Origin of the sequence: Shewanella sedimentimangrovi (genome assembly GCF_017354965.1) — a bacterium.
In the GTDB taxonomy this organism is placed as follows: Bacteria; Pseudomonadota; Gammaproteobacteria; order Enterobacterales; family Shewanellaceae; genus Shewanella; species Shewanella cyperi.
Map to the genome: position 1 here is coordinate 2,784,614 of NZ_CP071502.1, position 25,375 is coordinate 2,809,988.

Sequence of the window (25,375 nt, forward strand, 5' to 3'; positions counted from 1 at the left end):
GCAAAGGGAGATCCGTTGCCGAACCTCCCTCAAGCCTAACCAGGAACTGTCTCAGCTTACAGCAGGGACAGTGCCACTTGTGGCAGCTGGTTGGCTTGGGCCAGCATGGCCGAACCGGTTTGCTGCAACACTTGGTTCTTGGTCATAGTGGAGGTTTCTTTGGCAAAATCCACATCCACGATACGGCTCTTGGCATCTGAAACGTTCGCCTGGGTGTTGGCGCTGTTGCTGATGTTGTGTGCCAGACGGTTTTGTATCGCACCAAGGCTTGCACGCTGACTATCAATGGTCTTAATGGCCGCGTCAATTTTGGTCAAAGCAGTGCTGCGGTTAGCCGAGGTATCGTTGGTCAGCGCCGCCACAGACAATGATGTGGCGTTGGTAGTCTTAACGGTTACAGTTACATCCTCACCATTTTGGTGACCAACCTGGAAGTTTTTACCCGCAGAGAAACCGCCGGCCAGGAGTTTGGTACCACCGAACGCAGTTGTGTTACCAATCGCGGTGATTTCCAAAGCCAGCTGGTCCATTTCAGCTTTCAGTGCAGTCAAGTCATCGGTACTGTTGGCACCGTTTTCGGACTGGATGGTCAGGTCACGCATACGCTGCAGCATGTTGGTCTGCTCTTGCATCGCGCCTTCGGCAATCTGAGCGATGGAGATAGCATCGTTGGCGTTGCGCATACCAACTTCCAGACCACGAACCTGGCTGTTCAGACGGTTGGAGATCGCCAGACCGGCAGCGTCATCTTTGGCGCTGTTGATGCGCAGACCGCTGGACAGACGTTCCATTGAAGTGGCCAGACCCGACGCAGAGGAGTTCAGGTTTTTCTGTGCCTTCAGGGAAGTTACGTTAGTGTTTACTGTAATGGCCATGATTGATTCCTCATATTTACCTGGCTGGAGACTGCCTGTCTTCTACAGCCAGGCGGGTCATACTCGTTACAACCTATATAACGGCACGGCCATTCTTTCCTTTAGATCTTTTTTTAAAAAATAATCAATTTTTTTAAAATTGATTATTTCTCAAACACCTACACCAAGTCCTCCATAAAAAAGCAGAGCGGCCTGCCTGCTCCCCCGGCACACTTTCGAGTATACCAAAGGCGCAGACAATGCCGCATCCGAATCCGATGAAAAGGATTAGCCAAGCAGAGACAGGGCAACCTGAGGCAGTTGATTGGCCTGCGCAAGCATGGCTGAACCGGTTTGCTGCAGCACCTGGTTTTTGGTCATCACCGAGGTCTCTTTGGCAAAATCCACATCCACAATCCGGCTCTTGGCATCGGCGACGTTGGCCTGGGTATTGGCGCTGTTGCTGATATTGTGTGCCAGACGGTTTTGTATCGCACCAAGGCTTGCACGCTGACTATCGATTTTCTTGATAGCTGCATCTATTTGGGTCAAAGCGGTACTGCGGTTGGCCGAAGTCGCGTTGGCTAGCGCATTAACAGACAAACTGGTCGCATTATTGGTATTGATGGTAACTGTCACATCCTCGCCATTTTGATGACCTACCTGGAAAACCTTGCCAGCTGAAAAGGCTCCAGTCATCAGTTTGGTATTACCAAATGCAGTGCTGTTACCAATCGCGGTAATTTCCAGGGCCAGTTGATCCATTTCTGCTTTAAGCGCAACCAAATCGTCGGTGCTGTTGGCACCGTTTTCAGACTGAATGGTCAGATCACGCATACGCTGCAGCATATTGGTCTGCTCCTGCATCGCACCTTCGGCAATTTGTGCAAGAGATATTGCATCGTTGGCGTTGCGCATACCGACTTCCAAGCCGCGAACCTGACTGTTCAAGCGGTTGGAGATCGCCAAACCGGCGGCGTCATCCTTGGCGCTGTTGATGCGCAAACCGGATGATAAGCGTTCCATGGAGGTGGCCAAATCACGACTGGACATGTTCAGGTTTTTCTGGGCCTTCATGGAGGTGACGTTGGTATTAACTGTAATAGCCATAGTGAGTTCCTCTTCCTAGTGTTTCCGCCAAGACGTGGAGCTTGGCTAACTTTTAATAAATTAACGCTCTAAATTAAGTGATTGACTTTTAAGCTAGATGTAATCAAACAAAGAAGTCCCATTCACTTTGCCAAATACGTTTGAGACCGCGTTCAGTGCAAGCTGTTGCTTTTCAAATTCCGAAATCGCAGACGCATAATCCAGGTCTTCAAGCAGCGACAAGGCCGAACTGTTTACCAGCTGCAATTCCGCATGATTGGCGTCATTGCTTTCGAGGCTCTTGAGGCCATTCCCCGCCAAACCTCTGGCGTTACCTAACTGCTCTAAACCACTGTCATAGTTATTCAATATCTGTGCCAACTCAGCCTTCCCTGTTAACGAGGTGAAACGGGCTTCATCCCGCATCAGGCTAATGGCCTGGCTCATGGAGTCAAAAATGCTGACTTCTGACTGAGGCTCCAGGCTGAAACTGTCACCGGCCGCCGGCACCGCACTCAACCTGACCTCCAGGCCGTTGAAACTGAGCGGCGCTGCGGGATCGACGGGGTCGATATTCCAGGTGGTGCCGGATCCGCCAGTGATCTGAACGGCTATGCCGCCGGCACCGTTATCAGAAAACGCGAAGCCGTAAGTATCGGGCGATTCGGCCGTATAGGCACCGGTATTGGCTATGCTGGCCGAGGTCACCCGAAAGTCGCCCTGCTGACCGGTCAAATAGTTGACGCTGTAATCACCCATGGCATTGGGGGCCTGCATAAAAGCCAGATCGCCGGGAATATTGGAGCCCACAGACACGCCTCTGGCCACCAGGGCCTGACGCACTCCGGCATCCCCCTGATACACCATGTCGCCGCTGTTGTTGAAGGCGAAAGGTTGGGTTTCATTATTGAAACCGGCAAACAAGAAGCTTCCTGATTCATCCTGGCTATTGGCTATCGCCAGCAACTGATCCAAATTGCTCTGCAATTCATCGGCAATGGTTTGCCGCTCATTGTCGGTAAGCGCGCCATTGGCTGCCCGCAAGATCAGATCTCGGGCAGAAAAAGCAACATCCTCGGCGCCCCCCAGACTGCTTTCGGCAAGCCCAAGCCTATTGGTGGCGTAATCGATGTTCTTCATATATTGCTCAACCAGGGCGTTTTCCTGACGCAGATTATCAATCGCCAGCGCCGCCACGGGATCCTCTCCAGAAGTACTGATCTTTTTGCCGCTGGAAAGTTGATCAAGGCTCTTGGCCGCCGCAGTCTGCTTTTGCAAAATGCTGGTGGTGGTCTGGGAAAACATCTGAGCAGTAGAAATTCGCATGACCATTTACTCCTAACGAACCGAGCTGAACAAGGTGTCAAAAATTTGCTGGGCGGTTTGCATGATCCGCGCAGAGGCTTGATAGGACTGCTGGAAGCGCAACAAATTGGCCGCCTCTTCATCCAGATTGACGCCGGACTCGCTCTCCATCCGACTGAATGCCTGCTGATAGATGGCATCGGCCGAACCTACCCTGACCTCGGCAGCCTTGGTATGTGAGCCCACGTCCTGCTTGGTATTTTCAAACACATCCACCAGGGTAGACTTGCCCCCGTTCATCAATTTGCTGTCACTGAGCTTGGCCATGGCGATGGCGTTGCTGTTATCACCAGGGGCAAAACTGAGATCCAGGGTGAAACTGTCGGTCGCTGCGGCAGTGGAGCTCACATCCATGGTGAAGCCAAAGGCGCTGATAGACGGGGGCGTATAAGACACACCGGTCGCCAGCGCGGTGCCATCGGCCGCGGTAACATCATAGGTATTGGCAGCGGTATTGATGCTGAAGGTCAACTCACTGCCATATCCCGGGAAATTGGCGGCGCTGCGATCGGTAATGGCGGTGATCTGCACTTGGGTGTTACCCGAGTTGCCACTGGCAGCGGTAATCTTGGGGGCTGCGGCGGCAATACCTTTGGGATCTGTCATCACCACCTGCAGCCCGGCGGCAGCACCGGCCGTGGGACGGATTTCAAACCTGTCGCCATCGGCAAAGGCACCCGAATCCAAATGGATACTGAAACCCGCACCACCGGACAGCTCTGTGCCACTCAAGGTCAGTGGTGTGATGTTGCCGCTGTCCAAATCCTTCAGCTCATAGGTTCCAGGAGCCGTGAAGGTTAACTCATAGGCGCTGCCGGTCAGCGCCTGCACATCATCGATATTGACGCGCAAATTGGCACTGCCGGCGTTGGTAGAGAACTCCCCCACCCTGCCGTTGGACATCAGCGGATCGTTGATTTCCAAAAACAGATCCTGACCCACATTGCCGTTCATATCGAAGCCTTGGGCCTGGGCCGTGTTGAAAGCATCGGCGATGCCGAGAGCCAATTGGCCCAATTCATTGCCGGCGGGGATCAGGTTGTTGTCCCGAAAATCATAGAGCGCACCAAGCTGACCGCCGAGGCGTGACGGATTGATGTTCAGCGACTGGAACCCCGAGGTGGCGCTGAGCTTGAGTTCATCGGGATAAGGATCGCCGACACTGGTGCCCATGGTCATGGCCACTTCGCCCGACACCAACATCACGGCCCCGCCCAGCATGATGCTCTTGGCACCGGTTTCCAGCGGGATCACATTAACCTGGGCGAACTCGCTCAATTCGTTGATCAGTGCATCCTGTTTGTCCAGTAACTGGTTATCGGCGCCGCCGGTTTTCATCAACTCCTGATTGATATTTGCCAGCTCCTTGCTGATCTCGTTGATCCTGTCGGTGATGGCCTCAATCTGATCATTGGTTTGTGTCATCTGCCCGTGCAGTTGCGCCTGCATCTGGTTGACCGAGGCTGCCATTTGGGAGGCCGAGGTCAACACTGAGCCGCGGATCCCCAAATCAGCGGGTAAATCCGCCAGATTGTTAATGCCGGCAAAGAGGTCGTTCAGGCTGTTGGGGATGGCCTGGCCAACCTGGGAAAACAGCTGATCCAGCTCACTCATCTTGTTGTAACTGGTTTGTGCCTCGGCCTGGGCAGTCACCCCCAGACGCAATTCGCGGGCAGCATATTCGTTATAAACCCGCTTGACGCTGGCCACGTAGGCGCCAGTGCCATAAAAGCTGTTACCCAGCCGCTGTGATTCATAGGTAGTTTGATTCACCACCTGCCTGTGATAGCCCTCGGTATTGACGTTAGCTATGTTGTTGCCTGTGACCCCCAGCTGTGACTGGGATGCCATCACACCGGTACGGGCAATATTCAGAAGATCGATTGTCATGCTGGCTTACTCCCGGCGTTGACTCTGGTGTGGTTATTCATTACGGCCCCCAATGGCCAGGGCCTTGAGTTCGGCGGTAACCGATTGCATCACCCGCATGACCTTGTCGGCATATTGGGGATCGGTGGCATAACCGGCGTTTTGCAGCCCCTGGATAAACTCCTGGGGCCGCGCTGCCTGCTGCCGGGCGCCCTGATAACGATCGCCGCCCTGAATAAAGGCGACAAAGTCGCTGAAACTTTGCTCTAGAGTGTCGTAGACCCTGAAATCGGATTTTTGTCTTACCGCCACGCCCTGTTCGAATTCCAGGGTATTGACGCTGGTGCGCTCACCCTGCCAACGGCTGTCGGCCTTGATATTGAACAGGTTATTGCTGCCGGTGCCATCACCGCGGCGGGCCATTTTCTGCCCCCAGCCGGTTTCCAGCGCCGATTGTGCCAGCAGTACTTCCGGAGTAGTTCCCAGGGCCTTGGCCGCTTTTTGCGCATGGGGGTAAAGCACGCTGACAAACTCACTGCGTTCACCAAACTGCACATTCTCACGGGCAATCTCACGTTCAACCTGCAGCTGCTCGGTGGCGGTGACCTTACCGGTCAAGACCCGCTCAAAGGGGCTGTCCAGACGCGGGGCCTGCCCCATCAACACGCTGGCTTCGGGAAGCGGTTGCTGCGCAGTGAAAGGCACAGACACCATCGGATTGGCGTGATGAGCCTGACGAACAGGCGCATTAAGGTCGTGGGCATCACTGTGCAAAGGCCTTTCAGCAGCACGGTTTTCACCGACGACATCGGTTCTTCCCTTGGCCGCGGCCATCGACGCTGGAGTAATGGGGCTGTCCTTGGGGGACAGTTGCTGCACCATAAGATCGGCCAGTCCCAACATGCCCTTGTTCGACAAGTCCACCGACAGCTGCTGATCACGCATCTGCTCGTAGAACTTGGTGTACTGGCTGTTCATCGGATTGTCTGACTCGAATACGGCATTGGCATCACGCATGCTTTTGAGCAGCATCTGTACAAAGATGCCCTCAAATTGCTTGGCCACCTCTTTCAGGGCGGCCTTCTCATCTTTCTGGGCGCTGGCGCGCAGGGAGTCCAAGCCCCCCAGGTCCAGAAAGTGAGATGCGTTTGCAAGCTTTTCCATAATCGTCTGCCAGCCTCAGTGCCAAAAATCAGATAACGATAAGCTCACCATGCAAAGCGCCTGCCATCTTTAACGCTTCGAGTATTGCCAGCACATCCGAAGGCGCGGCCCCCACCAGATTGACCGCCCGCACCAGCTCATCCAGGGTGGTGCCAGGGTCAAACATAAACATGCGGTTATTGGACTCGGCAGCATCGACAGTGCTCTGAGCGGTCACCACGGTATCGCCGCCCGCCAGGGCATTGGGTTGCGACACCTGGGCGGACTCGGCAATGGTCACTGTCAGCCCGCCATGGGTTACCGCGGCCGGCAATAATTTGACCTTCTGCCCCACCACTATGGTGCCGGTGCGGGAGTTGACTATGACCTTGGCGCTTTCATCGGCAGGCTCCACCTCGATATTTTCCAAGGTCGCCAGAAATGACACCCGCTGGGACGGATCCCGGGGCGCACTGACCTGTACCGAGGAACCATCAAGGGCACGGGCCATATCGGGGCCCAGCAGTTCATTGATCGCATCCGCCAGACGTTTGGCGGTGGAGAAATCGGCGCTGCGCAGGTTAAAGGTCAGGTAATCACCTGTGGCAAAGGGGCTCACCACGCTGCGTTCCACCAGGGCACCGTTGGGTATACGACCGACAGTGGGGGTATTCTGGATCACCTTGGAGCCGTCAAGGCCCTCGGCGCTGAAGCCGCTGACCACCAAACTGCCCTGGGCGATGGCGTAAACATTGCCGTCTACCCCCTTGAGGAAGGTTTGCAGCAAGGTGCCACCGCGCAGACTCTTGGCTTCCCCCAGACTGGACACTGTCACATCCAAGGTTTGGCCGGGCTTGATAAAAGGAGGCATATCGGCGTGCACAGCGACCACGGCGACGTTTTTAATCTTGGGCTTCACATTGTCCGGCAGGTTCACGCCGAAGTTTTTCAGCATGGTTTTGAAGGTCTGCTCTGTGTAGCTGGTCTTCTCCCCCGTGCCGGGCAAACCGACCACCAGACCATAACCTATCAACTGGTTACTGCGGACCCCTTGGACATTGGCTATGTCCTTGATGCGCTCGGCCTGTGACAAAGGTGATAACACCAACAGGGCTGTGGCCATAATCATCTTGAATTTCATCGTGATTCTCCTTAGAAGGGCCACCAGTCACTGAGGAAGAAGCGGCTGAGCCAGCCCACTTTCTGGGAATCGGCAAAGGCCCCTGTGCCACTGTACTGGATGCGGGCATTGGCCACGCGAGTGGAATCAATGGTGTTGTCCGGGCGAATATCCTGGGCCCTGACTATGCCGGTCACCCGGATAAACTCGTCACCGTTGTTGATGGTGATCCACTTCTCGCCGCGGATCACCAGGTTGCCGTTATTGAGCACCTGCATCACATTGGCGGAGATATTGCCCTTGAGGCTGTTGCTTTGATCGGCACCCGCTTCACGGCTGGTGTCGGCACTGTCACTGGCACCAAAATCCAAAGGAATACCGTTGATGGTGGCGTTTTTGCCGCCGGCGTACAGCGGGTTCACCGAGATGTCCGAACTCTTTTTAATCTCGTTGTTGGCGCTTTTCTTGGCTTGGGTCGATTCGGTCAACACCACAGTGATGATGTCGCCCACCCTGTGGGCACGAATGTCTGAATACAGGCTGGCAGCCTGGGCATCCTGGTAAATGGAACCGGTCGGCTCCAGCTGGGTCAGTGGCGGCTCCGGATACACGGGCGCATAGAAAGGATCGTCCGGGATCGGTTTCTGTTCCGTGCTGGCACAACCGCTAAGCAGCACAACAGCAACCAAAATCAGGTACTTAACCATGATGCAGACTCCTCAGAGGTTCTGGTTCACGTAGGACAGCATTTGATCCACGGCGGAAATCACTTTTGAGTTCATCTCGTAAATCCGCTGGCTTTCGATCAGATTCACCAGTTCCTCGGTCACGTTGACGTTGGAGGTTTCCAGTGCCCCCTGGCGAATGGCGCCCATGCCATCCAGCGATGCAGTCCCCTGAATGGGAGTACCGCTGGCGCCGGTTTCCAGGTACAGGTTCTGGCCCATGGGGTCGAGGCCCGAGGGGTTGATAAAATCAGACATGGTCAGCTGACCCACCACCTGGTTTTCGGCGGTGCCCGGTGTCTTCACCGACACCTCGCCCTCCTGGGACACGGTAATGCTGATGGCATCATCCGGGATGGTGATGGCCGGTTGCAGCACATAACCTGAACCCGAGGTCACTATCTGTCCGGCATCATCCAGGGTGAACTGACCGTTGCGGGTATAGGCCGTGGTGCCGTCGGGCATTTGCACCTCGAAGAACCCCGGACCTTCAATCATCAGGTCCAGCGAGTTGTCCGTGGTCAACATATTGCCCTGGGTAAACATTTTCTGGGTCGATACCACCTTGGTACCGGCACCTATGTTCAAACCGTTGGGCAGCTTGTTGTTGGAGGCACTGATGCCACCGGCCTGGTTAACCGTTTGATAGAGCAGGTCCTCAAAAACGGCACGGCTCTTCTTGTAACCAACGGTACTGGCGTTAGCCACGTTGTTGGATATCACGGCGATATCGGTTTGCTGGGCATCTAAGCCAGTTTTACTGATCCATAACGCGGGATGCATAATCCAATCTCCTGTTAGCTAATGCGCATCAGGGCCGCGGAAGCCTTGTCGTTCTCTTCCGCGGTCTTCATCATTTTTACCTGCATCTCAAACTGACGTTGAATATCAATCAGAGACACCATTTCATGTACTGCGTTGACGTTGCTGCCTTCAACGGCCCGGCTTTCCAGAGTCACCTCGGGAGCCGCTGCGGCACTGTTACCCGAAACAAGACGGAACAGACCATCGGCGCCACGCATTAATTGGCCGTTACCGGGGTTGACCAACTTGATGCGGCCCACCTCTTCGATGACTTCGGCGGTTGCCCCCTGGGGACGGACAGTGATGGTGCCATCCTGGGCTATCTCCACCTTATCGATGGGCAACGGCAACACTATGGGCCCCGTGTCACCCATGATGGGGTTACCGGAGGCGTTGAGCAGCTGACCGTTGGCGTCAAAACTCAGGCTGCCGGAGCGGGTATAGGCCTCACTGCCATCCTCCGCCTGCACCGCAATCCAGCCATCCCCCTTGACCGCCACGTCCAGATCCCGTCCCGTGGTTTTTAGGGGACCGGCGCTGAAATTGGCCTGGGGACTTTCGGTCATCGAAAACACCCGGGTCGGCAAACCTTCACCAAAGGCCTGCATGGCCCTGGATTGCTCCAGATCGGCCTTGAAGCCGTCGGTATTGGCGTTGGCCAAATTGTTGGCCCGCAATGCCAGCGCATTCATGTTCTGCTTGGCACCACTCATGGCTATGTAGAGAAGTTTATCCACCGGCTGCTCCGTCAAACTTTTTGCATAGCTAAAGAAAAGCAAAAGTTATGCCAAAAAATTGAGCAATGGTGTTTAATATTAAGCGAAGGAAAAGATTGGGGAATATTCCAGGTATGCCACCTGGGCGGAAAAGCGCTGCCGCCGGGGCGGCAACGCTTAGCTTGGGGATTAACGGATCTGCAGTACTGTCTGCTGCAGGGTATTGTTCACTTCCAGGGTACGGGAGTTGGCCTGGAAGTTACGCTGGGCCGAAATCAGGTCCACCAGCTCTGTGGTCAGGTCCACGTTGGATTGCTCCAGGGCCGAGGAACGAATGCTGCCGAAGGTGCCGCTGTTGGCTTCACCGGCCAGGGCCGGGCCCGAGGCCAGACTCTCTTTCCAGGAGGTGTTGCCCACCTGGGTCAGACCCTGCTCGTTGGCAAAGCGCACCAGTGCCACCCGAGCCAAAGGCACGGTCGAACCGTTGGAGTAACTGGCGTTAACCAAACCATCGGCGCCCACTTCCACGTTGGTCAGACGTCCTACCGTGGTACCGTCCTGGGTCAGTTCGGTCACCTCAAACGCCGAGGCATATTGGGTCGGATTACCATAAGTGATGGTCAAAGTTTGGGCACCATCGGCACCGGGGCCGAGCACACTTGCTCCCGACACCCCCAGGGCCTCGGTAGTGATCACCGCCGGATTACTGCCGGTGTAGGCGCCGGCGGAATCGAAGCTTATCACCGCACCGCGCCAGCCACCTGCGGTCTGGGCCAGGGTGGTATCAAGGACACCATCACCATTGAGGTCATCGGGCGCACCGTCACCATCTGAGTCGGTGTTATAGGTACCGGCGGCACCGCCCAGATCCACCTGCTGGCCATCGAGGGCATAAAAAGTTACCCAGTTGTTCACCCCGGTATAGGCACCGTTCTCAGGGCGCACAAAATAGGTGGTCAGAATATGGGGCTCACCGAGGGAGTCATATATGGTGACCGAAGTGGAGTTATTGTAACTATCCGAATCATCCGGATTAAAGGCCGCAGGGTCCTTAGCTTTCTCGCCGGCATTGAGGTTCATCTGGATACCGACGTTTTCCGTCATCACAGGACTGCCTGCGGTATCGGGGATCTGCACCGGCCTGGTGGTGGTCAAACTCACAGAAGTGGAGTTACCGTCCTTGTCTACCGGGAAGGTCTGCAGGAAGTTACCGGCGGAATCCACCATAAAGTTATTGGCGTCAACCTTGAAGGCACCGGCGCGGGTGAAGGAATAATCCTGGGAGCCGGCTGTAGAGGCGGTCACGAAGAAACCACCTCCACTGATGGCCATGTCCAACGCGTTACTGGTAAACAGCAAACTGCCCTGATGGAATTGCTGGGCCACCTGGGTGGTGGTCACACCGCCGCCCACTGTGGTCTTGCTGTTGGAGAAAATGGAGTTGGCATACACATCGGCAAACTCGGCACGGGACTCCTTGAAGCCCGTGGTGTTGACGTTGGCAATGTTGTTGGCCGTGGTATTGAGATCTTTTTGCGCCGCCGCGATACCACTGAGTGCAATATTAAAAGACATAATTCACCTCTATTAAGCTGTTCATCCCGGGCCTTGACCCGAATCCAAGTCCGGTCAGGTTTCAGAAACCGCCAGGACGTCCGCCAATTTAATGCCGCCGATACCGCGCAGGTTCAAAATTGCGCCGGTGGCCGCAGTTCCCAGAGACACACTTGATACGTGGGCATAGGTAGATACAGGCAATTCCTGGGCCTTGCCATCCACCTTGCCGCTGGCCTTGATGGTATAAGCACCATCCGGGGCCGGTTTGCCATCCTTATCCAAGCCATCCCAGGCCACTTCGACGTTGCCGCCGGCACTGCCGTCAATGGTGTAAGACTTCACCAACTGACCTTTGTCATCCTCGATACGAATCGTGATGTCCTTAATCACCTCGGGGGTGCTGACCACGCCGCGAATTTCCGGATCCGCAGCCGACAGGTAACCGGTCGAAGACGGGATCAATACCTTCTGCCCCACCAGGCCCGACGCCTGCAGCGCCTGACTGGAAGACATGACGCCGTTGAGGTTAAGTATCTCGTCGTTGAGCTTGGAGATCCCATCCACGGTCGAGAAGGACGCCATCTGGGCGATCATCTGATCGTTGTCCACAGGTTTGAACGGATCCTGCATCGACAACTGCTGACTGAGCAGGGCAAAAAAATCGTCCTGGTCCAGCTGTTGGTTTTTGTTTTCGGGCTCTGCCGGTTCTCCCTGCAGCCTGATATTGTCCAGAAACGGGTTGCCGGAACTGCTCTGAACCTGTCCACTGCTGGACTGGGTCCTGGCCGGCGTCTGACCTACTGAGTTAACGAGGCTCACTTATGACCTCCTGCGCTGTGCGTCATATTATCTTCCCATCCTGAGTGTCTGTTGCAGCATAGACTTGGCCGCATCAGCCACCTGGGCATTCATCTGGTAGGAGCGGGAGGCGGAGATCATGTCTGCCATCTCTTCCATCACATTCACATTGGGCTTGTATATGTAGCCATCGGTGTCCGCCAGGGGGTGATCCGGGGCATATTCCTTTTGCAGCGGCTTGTCGCTCTCGACAATACCGCGCACCGATACGGCGGTGGAGGCCTGCTGCTGACTGGCGGCCTTGGCCATTTCGGCCTCAAATACCGGATGTCTGGCCCTGTATGTCTGATCAACGCTGCTGGAAACAGAGTCGGCGTTGGCTATGTTACTGGCGGTGGTATTGAGCCGGACCGATTGGGCCGTCATTCCCGAGCCAGACACATTGAAGATATTAAACAAGCTCATGGTTAATCTCCTTTAATCGCCTTCTTCATGCCGTTGAACTTGCCTTCGAGAAAACCCAGGGACATCTGGTACTCGAGGGCATTCTGCATAAAGGCCGACTGCTCCTGTTGGATATCGACAGTGTTGCCATCACCCGTATCCGGCTGGTTGGGCACCCGGAACTGGATATGCTGCCGGGTCAGGGCTGCCAGATCGAAGTGGCGCTCGCTGGTTTGACTCATGCTCAAACCGCGTTGCTGGCTCTTGGCCGATTGCAGCGCAGCCTGGAAGTCCACATCCCGGGCCTTGTAATGGGGGGTATCGGCATTGGCAATGTTGCTGGAAAGCACTTCAGCACGCTCGGCGCGGATCCCCAGGGTGTACTGGTGAACTCCCAATGCCTTGTCAAAACTGATCGCCATAAAATTGCCTCCTCTGTCACTTGGACTGAGATTAAGCAACACGCGTGCCAAAAAAATATCGAAAGGAGATTTTATTCAGAAGGCGCTGACAGATACCTGCCAGCGATGAGAGGATTACTGATTAATTATTTTAAAACAGTGAGTTATTAACTCAGGTGCGTTTCTGGTAGTAGATCCCCGGGTTACAGCGGATCATGTCAAACTCATCGGTCAGGCCGGCAATGGATTCGGAGGCTCCGAGAAAGAGTATGCCCTTGGGATTGAGGGCGGCAGCAAATTGCCGCAGTATCTTTGCCTTTGCCTCGGGGGCAAAATAGATAAGCACGTTGCGGCAAAAGATAATGTCAAACTTGCCGAGCAGCGCATAGCTTTCCAGCAAATTGTGGGCACGGAAGTTGACCATACGGCGGACATTGTCCCTGACCCGCATATTGCCGCCGGGAAGAGCCTCAAAAAATTGACGCTTTCGCTCCTCAGACAGTCCCCTGCCGAGGGCCAGATTATCGTATTCGGCGTTGCGGCAACGATCCAGCATGGAAGGCGACAGATCCGTGGCCTGAATGGCTGCCCCCATGGGCAAGGCCCCGGGACGTTTCTGCTGATATTCCAAAATGGTCATGGCCAGGGAATAGGGTTCCTGACCTGAGGAACAGGCCGCCGACCAGATTTTCAAGGGGCGGCCGAGGCGGCCAAATTCGGGCAACAGGGCGCTGGCCAACAGCTCGAAGGGGTATCTGTCCCTGAACCACAAAGTCTCGTTGGTGGTCATGGCGTCAATCACTTCGGTGCGCAACTGCCGCTCCGTGGGCTTCATGGCGTGCTTGACCACTTCATTCAGGGACGGCAGGCCGTACTTGCCCATCAGCGGGGCCAGACGGCTGCGTACCAGGTATTGCTTGTTTTCACCCAGCACTATGCCGCTGTGTTGTTCCAGGAACAACCTGAATTGATTGTACTCAGCCTCAGCCAGTGATTTATCAGTCACCCTTTACTTCCTGCACTCTGTTGAAGTCCGCCCCGCCGGAGCCAAGCTTCTGAAACACTTCTATAAAACAAGCGGCGCTTTATACAGCATGGCAATCCCTAACACAAGCTCGACTGCCCTTTCCTGCTACAGGCTCAGGTGTTTGTTGACCGCAGCCGCCAATTCATCGGGGTTGAACTTGGCAATAAAATCGTTGGCACCAACCTTTTGCACCATGGCCTGGTTGAACACGCCGCTCAGGGAGGTATGCAGCACCACCTTGATGTGCTTGAGCTTGGGATCGTCGCGAATTTCCGCCGTCAGGGTATAGCCATCCATTTCCGGCATTTCGATATCCGAAATAATCAAAGGGATCTCGGTGGCGACATTGTCCATTTCGGTGGCAATGGATTTCAGTTTATCCAGGGCCTCACGACCGTCTTTGGCGGTATCGATCTGCAGGTTGAGCGAACTCAGAGCACGAATAATCTGCTTACGGGCCACGGCCGAATCGTCGATGACCATAATGTGGAAGTGCTGATCCCTGTCTATGGTCAGGTTGGCATCCATCTCTTCGCTGATGGACGTTTTGACCGGGGAGATCTCATCGAGGATCTTCTCCACATCGAGGATTTCCACCAGCTCGCCGTCGATCTCGGTCACCGCAGTCAGATAGGAATAACGACCGGCGCCCTTGGGAGGCGGCATGATGGCTTCCCAGTTAATGTTGATGATCCGCTCCACCGAACTGACCAGAAAGCCCTGCACCGAACGGTTGTACTCTGAGATAATAATGAAACAGTTCTGGATGTTCTCAATCGGGCGACCACCGGTGGCGGCACTCAAATCAATGACGGAAATGGTAGAGCCGCGTATATGGGCGACCCCACGTACAAAGGGATTGAGTCTGGGCAGCGCGGTCAAAGGTGGGCATTGCAATACTTCCTTGACCTTGAAAACGTTAATCCCATACCGTTGGCGGCCGTTGAGCTTGAACAGCAACAACTCCAAGCGGTTTTGCCCCACCAACTGGGTACGTTTATTGACTGACTCAAGAATGCTCGACATAAGTTCGCCTTAGTTATGATTCTGAATGAGGGTGCCTTGTCATGCTGAAGAGTATAGGCATATAACTTGCTTTAATCCCGCTATGACCCATCGCATTCCATTGCCGTCAAACTTTTGACAGCACACCGCGACGGATGACTGCCATTGAGGCCAATTTTTTGAAAGTATAGGTGTATTCTGGCGTGACAAGCTAGTCTCTTCATTATGAAACTAAAGTTAGCACAGTTTATTTGGATCTTTCTCGCAGTTTCGACGTCCCCGGTTTGGGCCGCCGACCTTGCCACTGTCCCCACCCTATCGGCCATACGGGAAGCGGCTGAAGAGGCGGTGGCACAAAAAATCGAGGCACCGGACGAGGCCCGGGTGGAAATCCAGGCCCAAAATCTGGACAACCGCATGAGCCCACCACGCTGCAGCGACGGCATCAGTGCCACCCTTGCCAGCAACCGCGAAATAGGCAAGAACAACACGGTCAAGGTCCAGTGCCACAGTCCCGATCTCGACTACCCCTGGCAGATATTTCTCTCGGTGCGGGTGGATATCCTTTTCCCCATGGTGGTGGCCACCCGGCCGGTGGGGGCAGGAGAGCTGATTGGCGAGGGCGATGTGACCCTGGCGTTTGTCGATAAAAGCCTGCTGCGGGGGCAACAGTTTGCCGCCGAAAGTGAAGTGATAGGCACCCGGGCAAAACGCCGTATTGCCCAGGATGCCCCGGTGTACGCCGGTAATCTGTGTTTCGTCTGCCGCGGCGATTCGGTGGCCATTATCGCCAGGAGTGAGCACTTCCAGATAAAAACATTGGGCGAGGCCCTGGCAGATGGTAATATCGGTGACAAAATTAGAGTTAGAAACAGCAGTTCCAACAAGGAGTTGGAAGCAAAAGTGACGGGTGTTGGAGAAGTTGAAGTTAAAATGTAAAAATAGCTAAAGCTTTTGGCAGCAGCGCCGATACAAGTTTAAGTAATCCGTTTCAGTCACTTTGGAGCCTATCATGGCAATGGACATCAAACAGAGCAACGCGGCCAACGCTGCCCGCGTACGCGCATCAAATACCCCTGCACAACAGGTGCAGCAACAGTCTGCCAAGACCGAGCAAACCCAGGGTAACAGTGCTGCCCACAAGAATGATTCTGTGGTCATCACCTCCCAGGCCCAACAACTGCAAGGCATTCAGTCGCGCATGGCCGCCCTGCCCGATGTGGATCAAAAGAAGATTGCCGAAATCAAGCAGGCCATAGCAGAAGGCCGCTATAAGGTGGACCCGGAAAAGCTGGCCGCCAACATCGCCCGCTTTGAAAAGGATATGCAGGATCTCGATTCTGATGTCTGATCTTGCGTGACCGACTGAAGCGGAAACAGACTGAGCGCGAGCCCGGCCGACAGAGTTGGCCGGGCTTTTGCATTTATTTGCCTGTAAAGTAGGGTCAATGTCGACGTTTTTGACGCCTGCTTTTGATCTTGTGTTTAACATCAGGGGACCCAGCAATGACAGAACACACACTCCTCGCGCTGCTTACGCAACAGCAACGCCTGCTTGATGGCCTGATGCAACTGATCACCGACGAAAAGCAGGCACTGATCCAACAGGCGGCAGAAGAGCTGTTGCGCTTAAGCGGCACCAAGGCCGAGTTACTGCAGGCCCTTCAGCACAACGACAAGCAACTGGAGGCCCATCCGGATCGGGCGCAGCTCAGTCAGGATGCCGAACTCAAGGCCAGGGTCGAGGACGCCAAAGAGCGCCTGGCACAGTGCCAACAGCTCAATGAACTCAATGGCCAACTGATAGAGCACAACCTCGCCAGCCTCAACCGCCTGGCCCAGGCACTGCAGGTCAGCCGCAATGCCAGTTCCCTGACCTATAACGACAAGGGCAAGACCTCGACCATCTCCACCCTGGGCAATGATTTCAGCGCTTAAACTGTCTTCCAGATAAAACAAAACCCGGCCATGGCCGGGTTTGTTGTCAGCAAGTCGGTTTCCCTAGAAATAGGTGATGTCTTTCACCTTCTGCGGCCTGTGGGTTTGCTGGTACAGAGCCCACACCTGGGCAAAATCCAGCTCCAGCTCGGTGACGTAGTGATCACCGGCGGGGTAACTCTTGACCACCCGGGCGCCGCGGATCACTCCGGAGACACTGGCCTTAACCTTGTCATCGGCCACCATCCAGTCGTTGACACTGGTACCGGCACTGATGTTCTGGCCATAAACCTGCTCGGCCAGCTCCCGATAGGCGGCAATCTTGGAGGCCTGCATCGCCATCAATACCTTCTGGGATTGCTCCTTGGCCGGTTGACTGTCCAGGGGCGCATAGCCTATGGCGGTAATTTTGGGGAAGCTTTCCGGCGCTTCGGTTTCCCACTGCACATAGCGATCGCGGCCGGCGCAGCCGCCCAGAGTCAATGCCGCCACCAGGCACAGCATCAAATGTTTCATGGTCTGTCTCCCAATACCTTCACCTTGTCCTCGCCGCGCTGCTCATAGCGATACAGCAGACCATCGCGGGACACCACTTTTTCCGATTGTGCCAGGTAGCCGGCCAATTGTGCCGGAGCCACAAAGGCTTGTGATGCCGCCACCACCCGCTTGTTTCCTGTGTCAACGATTCGGCTGTTCAGCACCAGACCGTCTTTGGCCAGGCTCATGCTGGACACCAGCACGTGGCCCACATCAATATTCTGCCCCAACTGTTGCCAGTCGCGACTGAGCAGCAAGTCGCCCTGGGCCGTCACCCGCACCGCCTCACCAAGGTTCACATCCACCACGTTGAAATAACGGGCATGGAGGGCGGCCATCAAACCTTGCTGCAACTGTTGGGCCAATTCATTACTGCCGCGAAAATCCGCCACGGAAACCGGGGTCGCCACCAGCAGGGGCTGCTCTGGCAACAGGCCATCGTTTTGCAGCAACAGCTCGTTGACCATCTGCTGCGCCAATACATTGACCTGGCCTCGGGCCGGATAACCTTCGGCTTGGTACAGAGACTCTTTGGGCAGGGATTCGGCCTGGCCGGCCATGGGCGCCAGCAGCGCCAGTACAGTGGCAATAATTAGGCTTTTATTCATTTCCAACCACCTGATAATGAGGGAAAATTTGCAGTCGAACTCCTGTCCGATGCCATATCCCCCGACTAGGGATAGTCTCTTATCGGCCCGGGGCAGCAAAACTTGACCCCGCTTAGTTGCCGCAATGCAATTATTCAGGCACGCATCTTGCTTTAGTCCAGGTCGAAGGTGAGCGGGCGCCCGTGTCCGCCGCCAAACCTGTTTACTCCGGGAGGATATTCGCCCATGCGTACCCTATTGTTGTTGCTGGCCCTGGTGTCCGGCCCCGGCACCGCCCAATGGCAGCAGGCCACAGGCGAAGCCATCATAGTCGACGGCGATGTCGCCAAGGCCCGTGAACAAGCCGTGGCCCAGGCCATCAGCTATGCGGGCCTTGCCAGTGGTGCCAGCTTTAATGCCGAGCAACAGGTGGTCAATGGCCGCCTGACCCAGAATACCCTGACCCTGGCACAAATGCTGATGACCAACCGCATCGAGCTTATCAGCGAAGAGATCCGCCACAACAAGCTGACGGTCAAGCTGCAGCTGGAACTCCTGGATGATGTCGAGCCCAATTGCGCCAAGGGCCAATTGAAGGCCGCGATACTGCTGCCCCAGGCGCAGATCCGCGACCGCGCCCAGCTGCGCCACGGCCAGTTGACCCAATTGCCCGCCGCCATTTCCCGTCGGCTGGGGGCGCAATTGGAACGCTCTTCCAGCACCGGCTTTATTCATCTGGCCGCCGACAAAGTGCTGGCCATGGGCAGTGGCGGCAAGCATTTGCCGTCCTGGCTTGCCGACAGCAGCGACAGCCAATATGTACTGCTGCCTGAGCTTATCAGCGTTGCCACCGAGCCTGCCGAATCCTCCATGCTGGGACTGTGGCACAGCGATCCACTGCGCCAGTTCCGTTTGCGGCTGACCCTGTACCACGGCATCAGCGGCGAAGTGATCTGGCAGAACGAACTGGACACCTCGGCGCCCTGGGAATTTGAGTTGCAGGCCAGCGTCGACCCCGACAGCGACCGCTTCTGGCGCTCCGCCTATGGCCGCGGCATAGACAAGCTGCTGGCCGACGCCGGCCGCGCCATGGATGAGGCGCTGATGTGTCGCCCCGTGCTCGGCCAGGTGGTGGCCCGCGAAGGCGAAACCCTGATCATCAACCTCGGCCGCCGCCATGGCCTGAAAAATGGCGACGAGCTGCAGCTGGTCTTGACCCACAATATCGGCGATCGCCTGTCACGGATGCGTACCCTTGCCAATAATTCACATACAAACATCAAGATAGAGCAAGTGACCGAAGACAGCGCCATTGCGGTGCTCAAGGGGCAGCAGGCGACCTTGAATATTCAGCTCAACGACATAGCGATTAAGATTTAAGCAATTAAAATTCAAGACTTTTAATCGGAGCCAAAACCAGTATAATCAGCTGCGTCTCCCTATAGCTCAACAGGATAGAGCAGTCGCCTCCTAAGCGACCGATCGGGGTTCGAGTCCCTGTGGGGAGACCAGTCACTTCTGCTTGTGACTGCTTGCACAAGTTTCAAGCTTTTCTTTCAGTTCCTCTTTTTCTGCCAATTTTTGTGTTTCTGTTGCCGCTACAGTATCTGTATTGATCGGCTGTGCCGCCTATGTGCCGCCTTGCCAGCATTTGTTGCCGTTCCCCAGTATCAAATTTGATGTACATCCAGAATGCAGAGCAACTTAAACCTCCCCATAAGCGTGACCATGACACCGTTTCCCCGTTCCGACGCTGCTGAGGACGTTGCCGAAAATGGCGTGGCGAGGCATGGATGCCGAAGCAGCGTCAGTCGAATCAGGGATGAGCGTCTGACGCGCTAGCCAATTTTCGGCATAAGGCCGAGGGGCTTTCAGCGTCGGTGGGGTGTCCTTGGGGTTGCAAGGGGTATTGGATGAGCAAAGCCCCTTGCCGGGTGTGGGTTGGAGACCCACGACTTTGTGCCGCTGGCAAAGCGGCTATCTCTTGTGGTGATGCGGCATCCACCATTTGATGCAATTAATCCCCGCGTGGCGGCCAGAGGCCTTCGGGGAACGCTTGCGAGATGAAACTGTTCATCTCGCAGTCTGACGACACGCTTATCCCCCTGCCGTGGGCCTTCGCACTGCTACCCCAGTGACACGCCATGAATCCGTCCATGGAGGCTCAGCGGCGACGTCCTGTCGCCGATGGTCACTGGTGCAGCAGTGCAAGCTAAGGGTGTTCCACTCCGGCATTGGACTTATCTCTCAAGTACCGAAATGAAAAGCAATGGTCCGACTGTTGCACCGATTCCCCCCTTTGGAGCCGCCGAGGATGTTGGGCAAGAAACGGCAACAACCGAGGCATGGATGCCGAGGTAGTGACAGTCGAGCATGGAGGCGAGTCTGTCGCGTTGGCCGTTTCGCCCATAAATCCGAGGGGCCTTCGGCTCCGATCGGGGGCATCCTTTGGGTTGCAAGGGGCTTTGGATGAGCAAAGCCCCTTGCCCGGGTGTGGGTTGGAGACCCACGACTTTGTGCCGCTGGCAAAGCGGCAATCTCTTGAGGTGATGCAGCATCCACCATTTAATGCAATTAATCACCGCGTGGCGGCCAGAGGCCTTCGGGGAACGCTTGCGAGATGAAACTGTTCATCTCGCAGTCTGACGACACTCTTATCCCCCTGCCGTGGGTGCCGTGCATGGATGCACCAATGTCGCTATCGCATGGCCTGTTTTGTTCCTGACAAAACAGGCATTTCCTCCATCCGTGGAAGTCAGATGCGAAGGAGCAACCTTTCGCACTGTTACCCCAATGACACAAGGCATTTAAAAATTGGATGAGAATAGCTAATATCCCTAGCTAACAAACCGGAACACCAACAGTTACTTAAGGAAGAGTTATGGATCCACTGTCGCAACTGTTCGCTGCCTATGTAGAGATGGTGAGCAATAACATCACCAACGCCTATGCTGATGCGGCGAACATGACGGTCACAGCTCAAACGATCACCTATCAGGGCACCGACATTCGTTTCCAGCACTTTCTCTGGCAGATAAAGCAAGAAAGTGTTTGTGCCGACCTTCAGCAACAAGCAACGCCCTACTCCAAGTGCACCCAGCAAGCCAAAGCCATGTTCACCGATTTGTGTAATCAGCTATCGGCCATGAAAAACCTCAGTCAAAAAGGCCGCAGCCTGTCGCGGATGTACTGCAACGCTTCGCTGAACTACAAGCCCATGATTGCCACCATAAGCAAACCAAGGCAGAAAACAGAGCAAGAGCTTAAAGATAAGGAATGTAATGTACTCATCCTGAAGGCGATGCAAGACAGCAGCCCAGAATTGGCCAAACGTAGAGACAAAGTCTGTGCAGAGGCAAAGTAACTGAAGAAGACGATTTAGGGTCATGGCTAACTTGCCTGTAAGCCTGCAAATTCAGGAATTGAGCAAGCACAACTTTTTGTAAAAAAGAGCAAATGTCCTACAGACGATTGAAAAGTGCTGTGGTACGTTCGAACTAAGTAGGACTCTTGTACCATACATTCAAACCTTTTTAGTGAGTGCAAGGACACTGAAAGCACGGGCTGTATGGAATTAACCGGTAACGAGTCTGCCAGACTACAGCATAATTTGAGTGTAGCGAGTTCACTAGCAACAGCGGGGACTAGCTCTCTACGCCGATACGTAATACGCTTCCTTCCTTGGAAGGTGGACCAATCTTGCAAAGTAGCCCTAATTTGTAGGGCAATATATTGAAATGTTATACCCTCAACTTACGCAGAGGTGACAATGAAACCAATTAAAGACCTTGAGCTTGGTTATGCTGATGCAGAGAATTACAAGCGCCGTGAAAACAAGGATCTGCTAAATCGTGTATTCATCCGCGATACGCATCTGGATGAGCTTTGCCTACCTAATGTTTCATTTTTAATTGGTGAAAAGGGCACAGGAAAAACTGCCTATTCAATTTACCTTTCCAATAATAATTACAAACATACGTCAGCCAATATTAGATACGTAAGAGAAACTGAATATCAAAAGTTCATTTCGCTTAAGAGAGAAAAGCACTTAACCCTCTCCGACTTTTCAAGCATTTGGAAAGTAATTCTATACCTACTATTAGCAAAGCAAGTCCAGGATAAAGAAGGGGTTTTTTCACAACTTCTTAATTACACGAAGTTTGCCGCACTGAATGCAGCCATTGATGAGTACTATTTAAGTGCTTTCTCCCCAGAAATAATCCAGGCACTTAGTTTTGTTCAAGAGTCTAAACTTGCAGCTGAACTGCTGCATAAGCATGCTGCATTAAAAAGCGAAGAAAAACATTCAATTGCATTTTCAGAAAGCCGATTTCAAATTAACTTATTCTATATTCAAAAGAAATTCGAAGAAGCATTTTCACAGATACGATTAGACCAGAACCATATTCTTTTTATTGATGGCATTGACATTCGACCATCTTCAATACCATACGAAGAGTATCTAGAATGTATCAAAGGGCTTGCAAATGCCATATGGGAAATGAATAACGACTTCTTTCCATCAATAAAAGGCGGAAAGGGTAGAATGAGGGTGGTGCTACTAATTCGCCCTGACATCTTCGAATCAATCGGACTACAGAATCAGAATACAAAAATACGCGACAATTCAGTTTTCCTCGACTGGCGAACTGAGTACAACGCACATCGTAACTCACAACTATTTGAAGTAGTTGATCACATGCTTGGCATTCAACAGGATCCGCCATCGGAGAAGGGGATTGCTTGGGACAACTACTTCCCTTGGGACTCTCCTAACGTCTACGAGCAATATTCGACAACAACTTCGTTCATTAATTTTTTGCGTTGGTCTTATTACCGTCCGCGCGACATCGTGACGATGCTTGAGCTATTGAAGGCCAATACAAATGGGGACCAAACAAAGGCCAGTTTCTCACTGAACGACTTTGAAAACTCTCACTTTCAGCGCGAATATTCTAACTACCTACTAGGAGAAGTTAAGGATCACCTTTCGTTTTATTACGGGGCAGATCACTACGAAATTTTTCTGAAGTTCTTTGAATATCTTTCTGGCAAAGATTCGTTTAACTATGAGCTCTATCTTTCTGCATTTGAAAAACTTCAAGAACATATCCGTTCAATTGCCGCCGACAAACCAAAATTCATGGCTACGCCAAACGATTTCCTTCAGTTCCTGTTCGATCTAAATGTTATTTGCTACATCGAGCATACTGAAGATAACAAGCCATTTATTCACTGGTGTTTTAAGGATAGAAGCTACGCAAACATATCCCCTAAAGTTAAGACTGGTGTTAAATATCAAATATTTTATGGCTTAGCAAAGGCACTTAATGTCGGTAAAGAATTCAAAAAGAAAAGGGTATAACATGTGTTTAAATATTATTTGATTTAATAGCTCCGCCCATCAACTCTCGCCGCTCTTGCGGCGAGAGTTCCCTTCCTGAATTTCAAAACTGCCCCACCTGCCACAAGTACCGACAAAGATGTGCTTGAAATAGCGGCTGGCGACGCCTCGCCCCACTTTCCGTCGCTTGGCTGAGGCGGGATTATTGAACCATTACACCTTAAACACCGCGATAAGACTCTCCATCTGCCGGGAGTCTTCGGCAATACGGTCGCTGGTTTGGCCGACGGTTTCGCTCTTGGACTGATTGTCGCGGGAGATGTCGTTGATCCGGGTGATGTTCAGGTTGAGCTCGGCAATGACGGCGCTTTGCTCATCGGTGGCGGTGGCGATGTGGACGTTCATGTCATTGATTTCGCCGATGGCCTGTTTGATCAGGCCGAGGGCGTCCATGGCCTGGGCAGTTTCGGCAACGGTTTTGTCGGACTGATCCCGGGCCCGGGCTACCGAGGCATTGACCTTATCCACCGAGCCGCGGATGGCTTCGATGATGGCGTTGATTTCGCGGGTGGATTCCTGGGTGCGGCTGGCCAGGGTTCTCACTTCGTCGGCAACGACCGCAAAGCCCCGTCCTGCCTCGCCGGCCCTGGCGGCTTCGATGGCGGCATTGAGTGCCAGCAGGTTGGTTTGCTCGGCAATGCCGACGATAACATCGAGAATTTGACCGATTTCGCCGGAGCTGACCTTGAGCGCCTGGACCACATCCGAGGTCACCTCAAGTTCACCGGAAAGCTGGCGTATGTTACCCATGGCATGGGTCACCACCAGATTGGTGCTGTCGGCCTGATTGTCGGCATCGGCGGCCGAGCGGGCGGCGAGCTGGGCATTGGAGGCCACTTCCGAGGCGGTGGCGGCCATTTGGTTAATGGCGGTGGCCACGCTTTCGGTTTCCTGCTGCATTTTGTGGGTCGCGCTTGCCGCTTCGTGGGCGACCCTGGACAGGTCGGTGGCCAGGTTTTTACTGTCGTCAACCGAGTCACGCACCGAACTGACCAGGGTTTGAATTCTGCCGATAAAGGCGTTGAAGTACAGTGCCACCTGGGTCAGCTCATCATTGCCCCGCTCCGCCAGCCTCAGGGTCAGATTGCCCTCGCCCTCGGCGATATTTTTAAAGGCGCTGAGGGTTTCTCTTAAGGGCTCGGTCACGCTGTGGCTTATCATCAGCAACAGCGCCAGTACCGGGCCCCACACCAGAATGAAGATAAGCAGGTATTGCCAGGTAAATTCACGCTTTTGGGCGGCAATGTCATCGATGTAGATGCCGGTGCCGACTATCCAATCCCAGTCATTGAAGCGTTTGACCACTGTCATTTTCGGGCTGGGCTCGTCGGCGTCGGGTTTATTCCACATATACCGGACCAGGCCCGATTCGCTGCGCTCGGTGACACGGATCATGTCAGCAAACAGCTTAACGCCGTTGGGATCGGCCATGGCCAGCACGCTGGTGCCCTCAAGCTTTTTGGCAAAGGGGTGCTGGATCATCATCCCCTGCCTGTCGATGGTGAAGTAGTATTCCTTGCCCGCGTATCTCATGCTGTCGAGCTCCGCCAGGGCCTTGGCCTTGGCATCGGCTTCGGTGAGCTGCCCGCTGCGGGCCTTGGCGTGGAAGTCACTGACTATGCTGATGGCGACATCGGTCAATGCCTGCAACCGCGCTTCCTTTTCCTTTACCAGCACAGAATCCATGCTGCGCAGGGCATAGGCAAACATCAGCAAGGTAGCCAGCAACGACAGCACCAGCATCAACAGAATGCGGCGGGATATTTTGTAGTTTCTCAGGAATTTGCCAAGCATAAGCACCTCGATATTCGCCAGCGTTGGTTTTTTGATTCTGTTGCCAAAAGGCGGCACCGAAAAGCAGTGCCAAATGACTGTCCCCAAAGACCGAGCCAAAGGGGTAACCCTTCCATACAAGCCGCGGCAGCCTGGATGCACCCATCTATCAGCATCGAGGCCCGCGGCCCCCATCTATCGCCCTTGGGCAGGACACAC

General features: G+C 54.2%; 24 protein-coding genes and 1 tRNA gene. 7 read left to right on the forward strand and 18 right to left on the reverse strand.

Translation table 11 applies throughout. The annotated features are described in order from the left end of the window. Nucleotides 1–56: 56 nt before the first annotated feature. The 15 genes from JYB85_RS12145 to JYB85_RS12215 all read right to left on the reverse strand — a co-directional run bounded on the left by JYB85_RS12145 (nucleotide 57) and on the right by JYB85_RS12215 (nucleotide 14,938). On the reverse strand, nucleotides 57–875 hold the full coding sequence (locus JYB85_RS12145) for a flagellin N-terminal helical domain-containing protein (protein ID WP_207379512.1): 819 nt from the start codon (nucleotides 873–875) through the stop codon (nucleotides 57–59). A 267-nt stretch (nucleotides 876–1,142) separates the two neighbouring features. Beyond that, on the reverse strand, nucleotides 1,143–1,964 hold the full coding sequence (locus JYB85_RS12150; RefSeq protein WP_207379513.1) for a flagellin N-terminal helical domain-containing protein: 822 nt from the start codon (nucleotides 1,962–1,964) through the stop codon (nucleotides 1,143–1,145). A gap of 93 nt (nucleotides 1,965–2,057) precedes the next feature. Beyond that, nucleotides 2,058–3,269: a flagellar hook-associated protein FlgL gene (gene flgL, locus JYB85_RS12155; protein ID WP_207379514.1), complete on the reverse strand. Its 1,212-nt coding sequence runs from the start codon at nucleotides 3,267–3,269 to the stop codon at nucleotides 2,058–2,060. Nucleotides 3,270–3,281: 12 nt separating this feature from the next. Further along, nucleotides 3,282–5,198 (reverse strand): flagellar hook-associated protein FlgK, encoded by a 1,917-nt coding sequence (gene flgK, locus JYB85_RS12160; protein ID WP_207379515.1) that lies wholly within the window; start codon nucleotides 5,196–5,198, stop codon nucleotides 3,282–3,284. 33 nt (nucleotides 5,199–5,231) lie between these two features. Continuing rightward, nucleotides 5,232–6,341 (reverse strand): flagellar assembly peptidoglycan hydrolase FlgJ, encoded by a 1,110-nt coding sequence (gene flgJ / locus JYB85_RS12165; RefSeq protein WP_207379516.1) that lies wholly within the window; start codon nucleotides 6,339–6,341, stop codon nucleotides 5,232–5,234. A gap of 28 nt (nucleotides 6,342–6,369) precedes the next feature. Beyond that, nucleotides 6,370–7,461 (reverse strand): flagellar basal body P-ring protein FlgI, encoded by a 1,092-nt coding sequence (locus JYB85_RS12170; protein WP_207379517.1) that lies wholly within the window; start codon nucleotides 7,459–7,461, stop codon nucleotides 6,370–6,372. An 11-nt stretch (nucleotides 7,462–7,472) separates the two neighbouring features. Next, a complete protein-coding gene (gene flgH, locus JYB85_RS12175; protein WP_207379518.1) occupies nucleotides 7,473–8,147 on the reverse strand; it encodes a flagellar basal body L-ring protein FlgH in 675 nt (224 codons plus the stop codon). A gap of 12 nt (nucleotides 8,148–8,159) precedes the next feature. After that, nucleotides 8,160–8,948, reverse strand: a complete 789-nt coding sequence (gene flgG, locus JYB85_RS12180) for a flagellar basal-body rod protein FlgG (protein WP_207379519.1) — start codon at nucleotides 8,946–8,948, stop codon at nucleotides 8,160–8,162. A 14-nt stretch (nucleotides 8,949–8,962) separates the two neighbouring features. Continuing rightward, a complete protein-coding gene (gene flgF, locus JYB85_RS12185; protein WP_207379520.1) occupies nucleotides 8,963–9,706 on the reverse strand; it encodes a flagellar basal-body rod protein FlgF in 744 nt (247 codons plus the stop codon). Nucleotides 9,707–9,874: 168 nt separating this feature from the next. Then, nucleotides 9,875–11,260 carry a flagellar hook protein FlgE gene (flgE, locus tag JYB85_RS12190; protein ID WP_207379521.1) on the reverse strand — a complete coding sequence of 462 codons (1,386 nt, stop codon included), beginning with the start codon at nucleotides 11,258–11,260 and terminating at the stop codon, nucleotides 9,875–9,877. 54 nt (nucleotides 11,261–11,314) lie between these two features. After that, nucleotides 11,315–12,061 (reverse strand): flagellar hook assembly protein FlgD, encoded by a 747-nt coding sequence (gene flgD, locus JYB85_RS12195; RefSeq protein ID WP_207379522.1) that lies wholly within the window; start codon nucleotides 12,059–12,061, stop codon nucleotides 11,315–11,317. 27 nt (nucleotides 12,062–12,088) lie between these two features. Further along, nucleotides 12,089–12,505, reverse strand: a complete 417-nt coding sequence (gene flgC / locus JYB85_RS12200; RefSeq protein ID WP_207379523.1) for a flagellar basal body rod protein FlgC — start codon at nucleotides 12,503–12,505, stop codon at nucleotides 12,089–12,091. 2 nt (nucleotides 12,506–12,507) lie between these two features. Next, a complete protein-coding gene (gene flgB, locus JYB85_RS12205) occupies nucleotides 12,508–12,906 on the reverse strand; it encodes a flagellar basal body rod protein FlgB (protein ID WP_207320272.1) in 399 nt (132 codons plus the stop codon). A 151-nt stretch (nucleotides 12,907–13,057) separates the two neighbouring features. Beyond that, complete coding sequence (locus JYB85_RS12210) at nucleotides 13,058–13,891, reverse strand: CheR family methyltransferase (RefSeq protein WP_207320273.1); 834 nt, start codon at nucleotides 13,889–13,891, stop codon at nucleotides 13,058–13,060. Nucleotides 13,892–14,017: 126 nt separating this feature from the next. Beyond that, complete coding sequence (locus tag JYB85_RS12215; RefSeq protein ID WP_207379524.1) at nucleotides 14,018–14,938, reverse strand: chemotaxis protein CheV; 921 nt, start codon at nucleotides 14,936–14,938, stop codon at nucleotides 14,018–14,020. Between the two features lie 204 nt (nucleotides 14,939–15,142). Between JYB85_RS12215 and flgA the strand changes: the two genes are divergently transcribed. The 3 genes from flgA (at nucleotide 15,143) to JYB85_RS12230 (ending at nucleotide 16,855) form a co-directional block, all read left to right on the forward strand. After that, the gene (gene flgA / locus JYB85_RS12220; RefSeq protein WP_207379525.1) at nucleotides 15,143–15,856 is read left to right on the forward strand and encodes a flagellar basal body P-ring formation chaperone FlgA; all 714 of its coding nucleotides are present in this window, start codon (nucleotides 15,143–15,145) and stop codon (nucleotides 15,854–15,856) included. A gap of 73 nt (nucleotides 15,857–15,929) precedes the next feature. Continuing rightward, nucleotides 15,930–16,268 carry a flagellar biosynthesis anti-sigma factor FlgM gene (gene flgM / locus JYB85_RS12225; protein WP_207379526.1) on the forward strand — a complete coding sequence of 113 codons (339 nt, stop codon included), beginning with the start codon at nucleotides 15,930–15,932 and terminating at the stop codon, nucleotides 16,266–16,268. Between the two features lie 155 nt (nucleotides 16,269–16,423). Then, nucleotides 16,424–16,855 (forward strand): flagella synthesis protein FlgN, encoded by a 432-nt coding sequence (locus tag JYB85_RS12230; RefSeq protein WP_207320277.1) that lies wholly within the window; start codon nucleotides 16,424–16,426, stop codon nucleotides 16,853–16,855. Between the two features lie 63 nt (nucleotides 16,856–16,918). Here JYB85_RS12230 and JYB85_RS12235 read toward each other — a convergent pair whose 3' ends face one another. After that, complete coding sequence (locus JYB85_RS12235; protein ID WP_207379527.1) at nucleotides 16,919–17,371, reverse strand: LPP20 family lipoprotein; 453 nt, start codon at nucleotides 17,369–17,371, stop codon at nucleotides 16,919–16,921. Continuing rightward, entirely contained in the window at nucleotides 17,368–18,000 is a 633-nt protein-coding gene (locus JYB85_RS12240; RefSeq protein WP_207379528.1) for a FlgO family outer membrane protein, read from the reverse strand. Before JYB85_RS12240 ends, JYB85_RS12235 begins: the two co-directional genes overlap by 4 nt. Nucleotides 18,001–18,225: 225 nt before the next feature. Here JYB85_RS12240 and JYB85_RS12245 point away from each other — a divergent pair, with 225 nt between their 5' ends. The 4 genes from JYB85_RS12245 to JYB85_RS12260 all read left to right on the forward strand — a co-directional run bounded on the left by JYB85_RS12245 (nucleotide 18,226) and on the right by JYB85_RS12260 (nucleotide 23,344). Then, the gene (locus tag JYB85_RS12245; RefSeq protein WP_207379529.1) at nucleotides 18,226–19,359 is read left to right on the forward strand and encodes a flagellar assembly protein FlgT; all 1,134 of its coding nucleotides are present in this window, start codon (nucleotides 18,226–18,228) and stop codon (nucleotides 19,357–19,359) included. A gap of 55 nt (nucleotides 19,360–19,414) precedes the next feature. Then, nucleotides 19,415–19,490 (forward strand) — tRNA-Arg (locus tag JYB85_RS12250). Between the two features lie 1,370 nt (nucleotides 19,491–20,860). Beyond that, on the forward strand, nucleotides 20,861–21,343 hold the full coding sequence (locus JYB85_RS12255) for a hypothetical protein (RefSeq protein ID WP_207379530.1): 483 nt from the start codon (nucleotides 20,861–20,863) through the stop codon (nucleotides 21,341–21,343). Between the two features lie 405 nt (nucleotides 21,344–21,748). Continuing rightward, on the forward strand, nucleotides 21,749–23,344 hold the full coding sequence (locus JYB85_RS12260) for a P-loop ATPase, Sll1717 family (protein WP_207379531.1): 1,596 nt from the start codon (nucleotides 21,749–21,751) through the stop codon (nucleotides 23,342–23,344). Between the two features lie 192 nt (nucleotides 23,345–23,536). Here the strand turns inward: JYB85_RS12260 and JYB85_RS12265 are convergent, their stop codons facing one another. Then, on the reverse strand, nucleotides 23,537–25,177 hold the full coding sequence (locus JYB85_RS12265; RefSeq protein WP_207379532.1) for a methyl-accepting chemotaxis protein: 1,641 nt from the start codon (nucleotides 25,175–25,177) through the stop codon (nucleotides 23,537–23,539). Nucleotides 25,178–25,375: the final 198 nt, after the last annotated feature.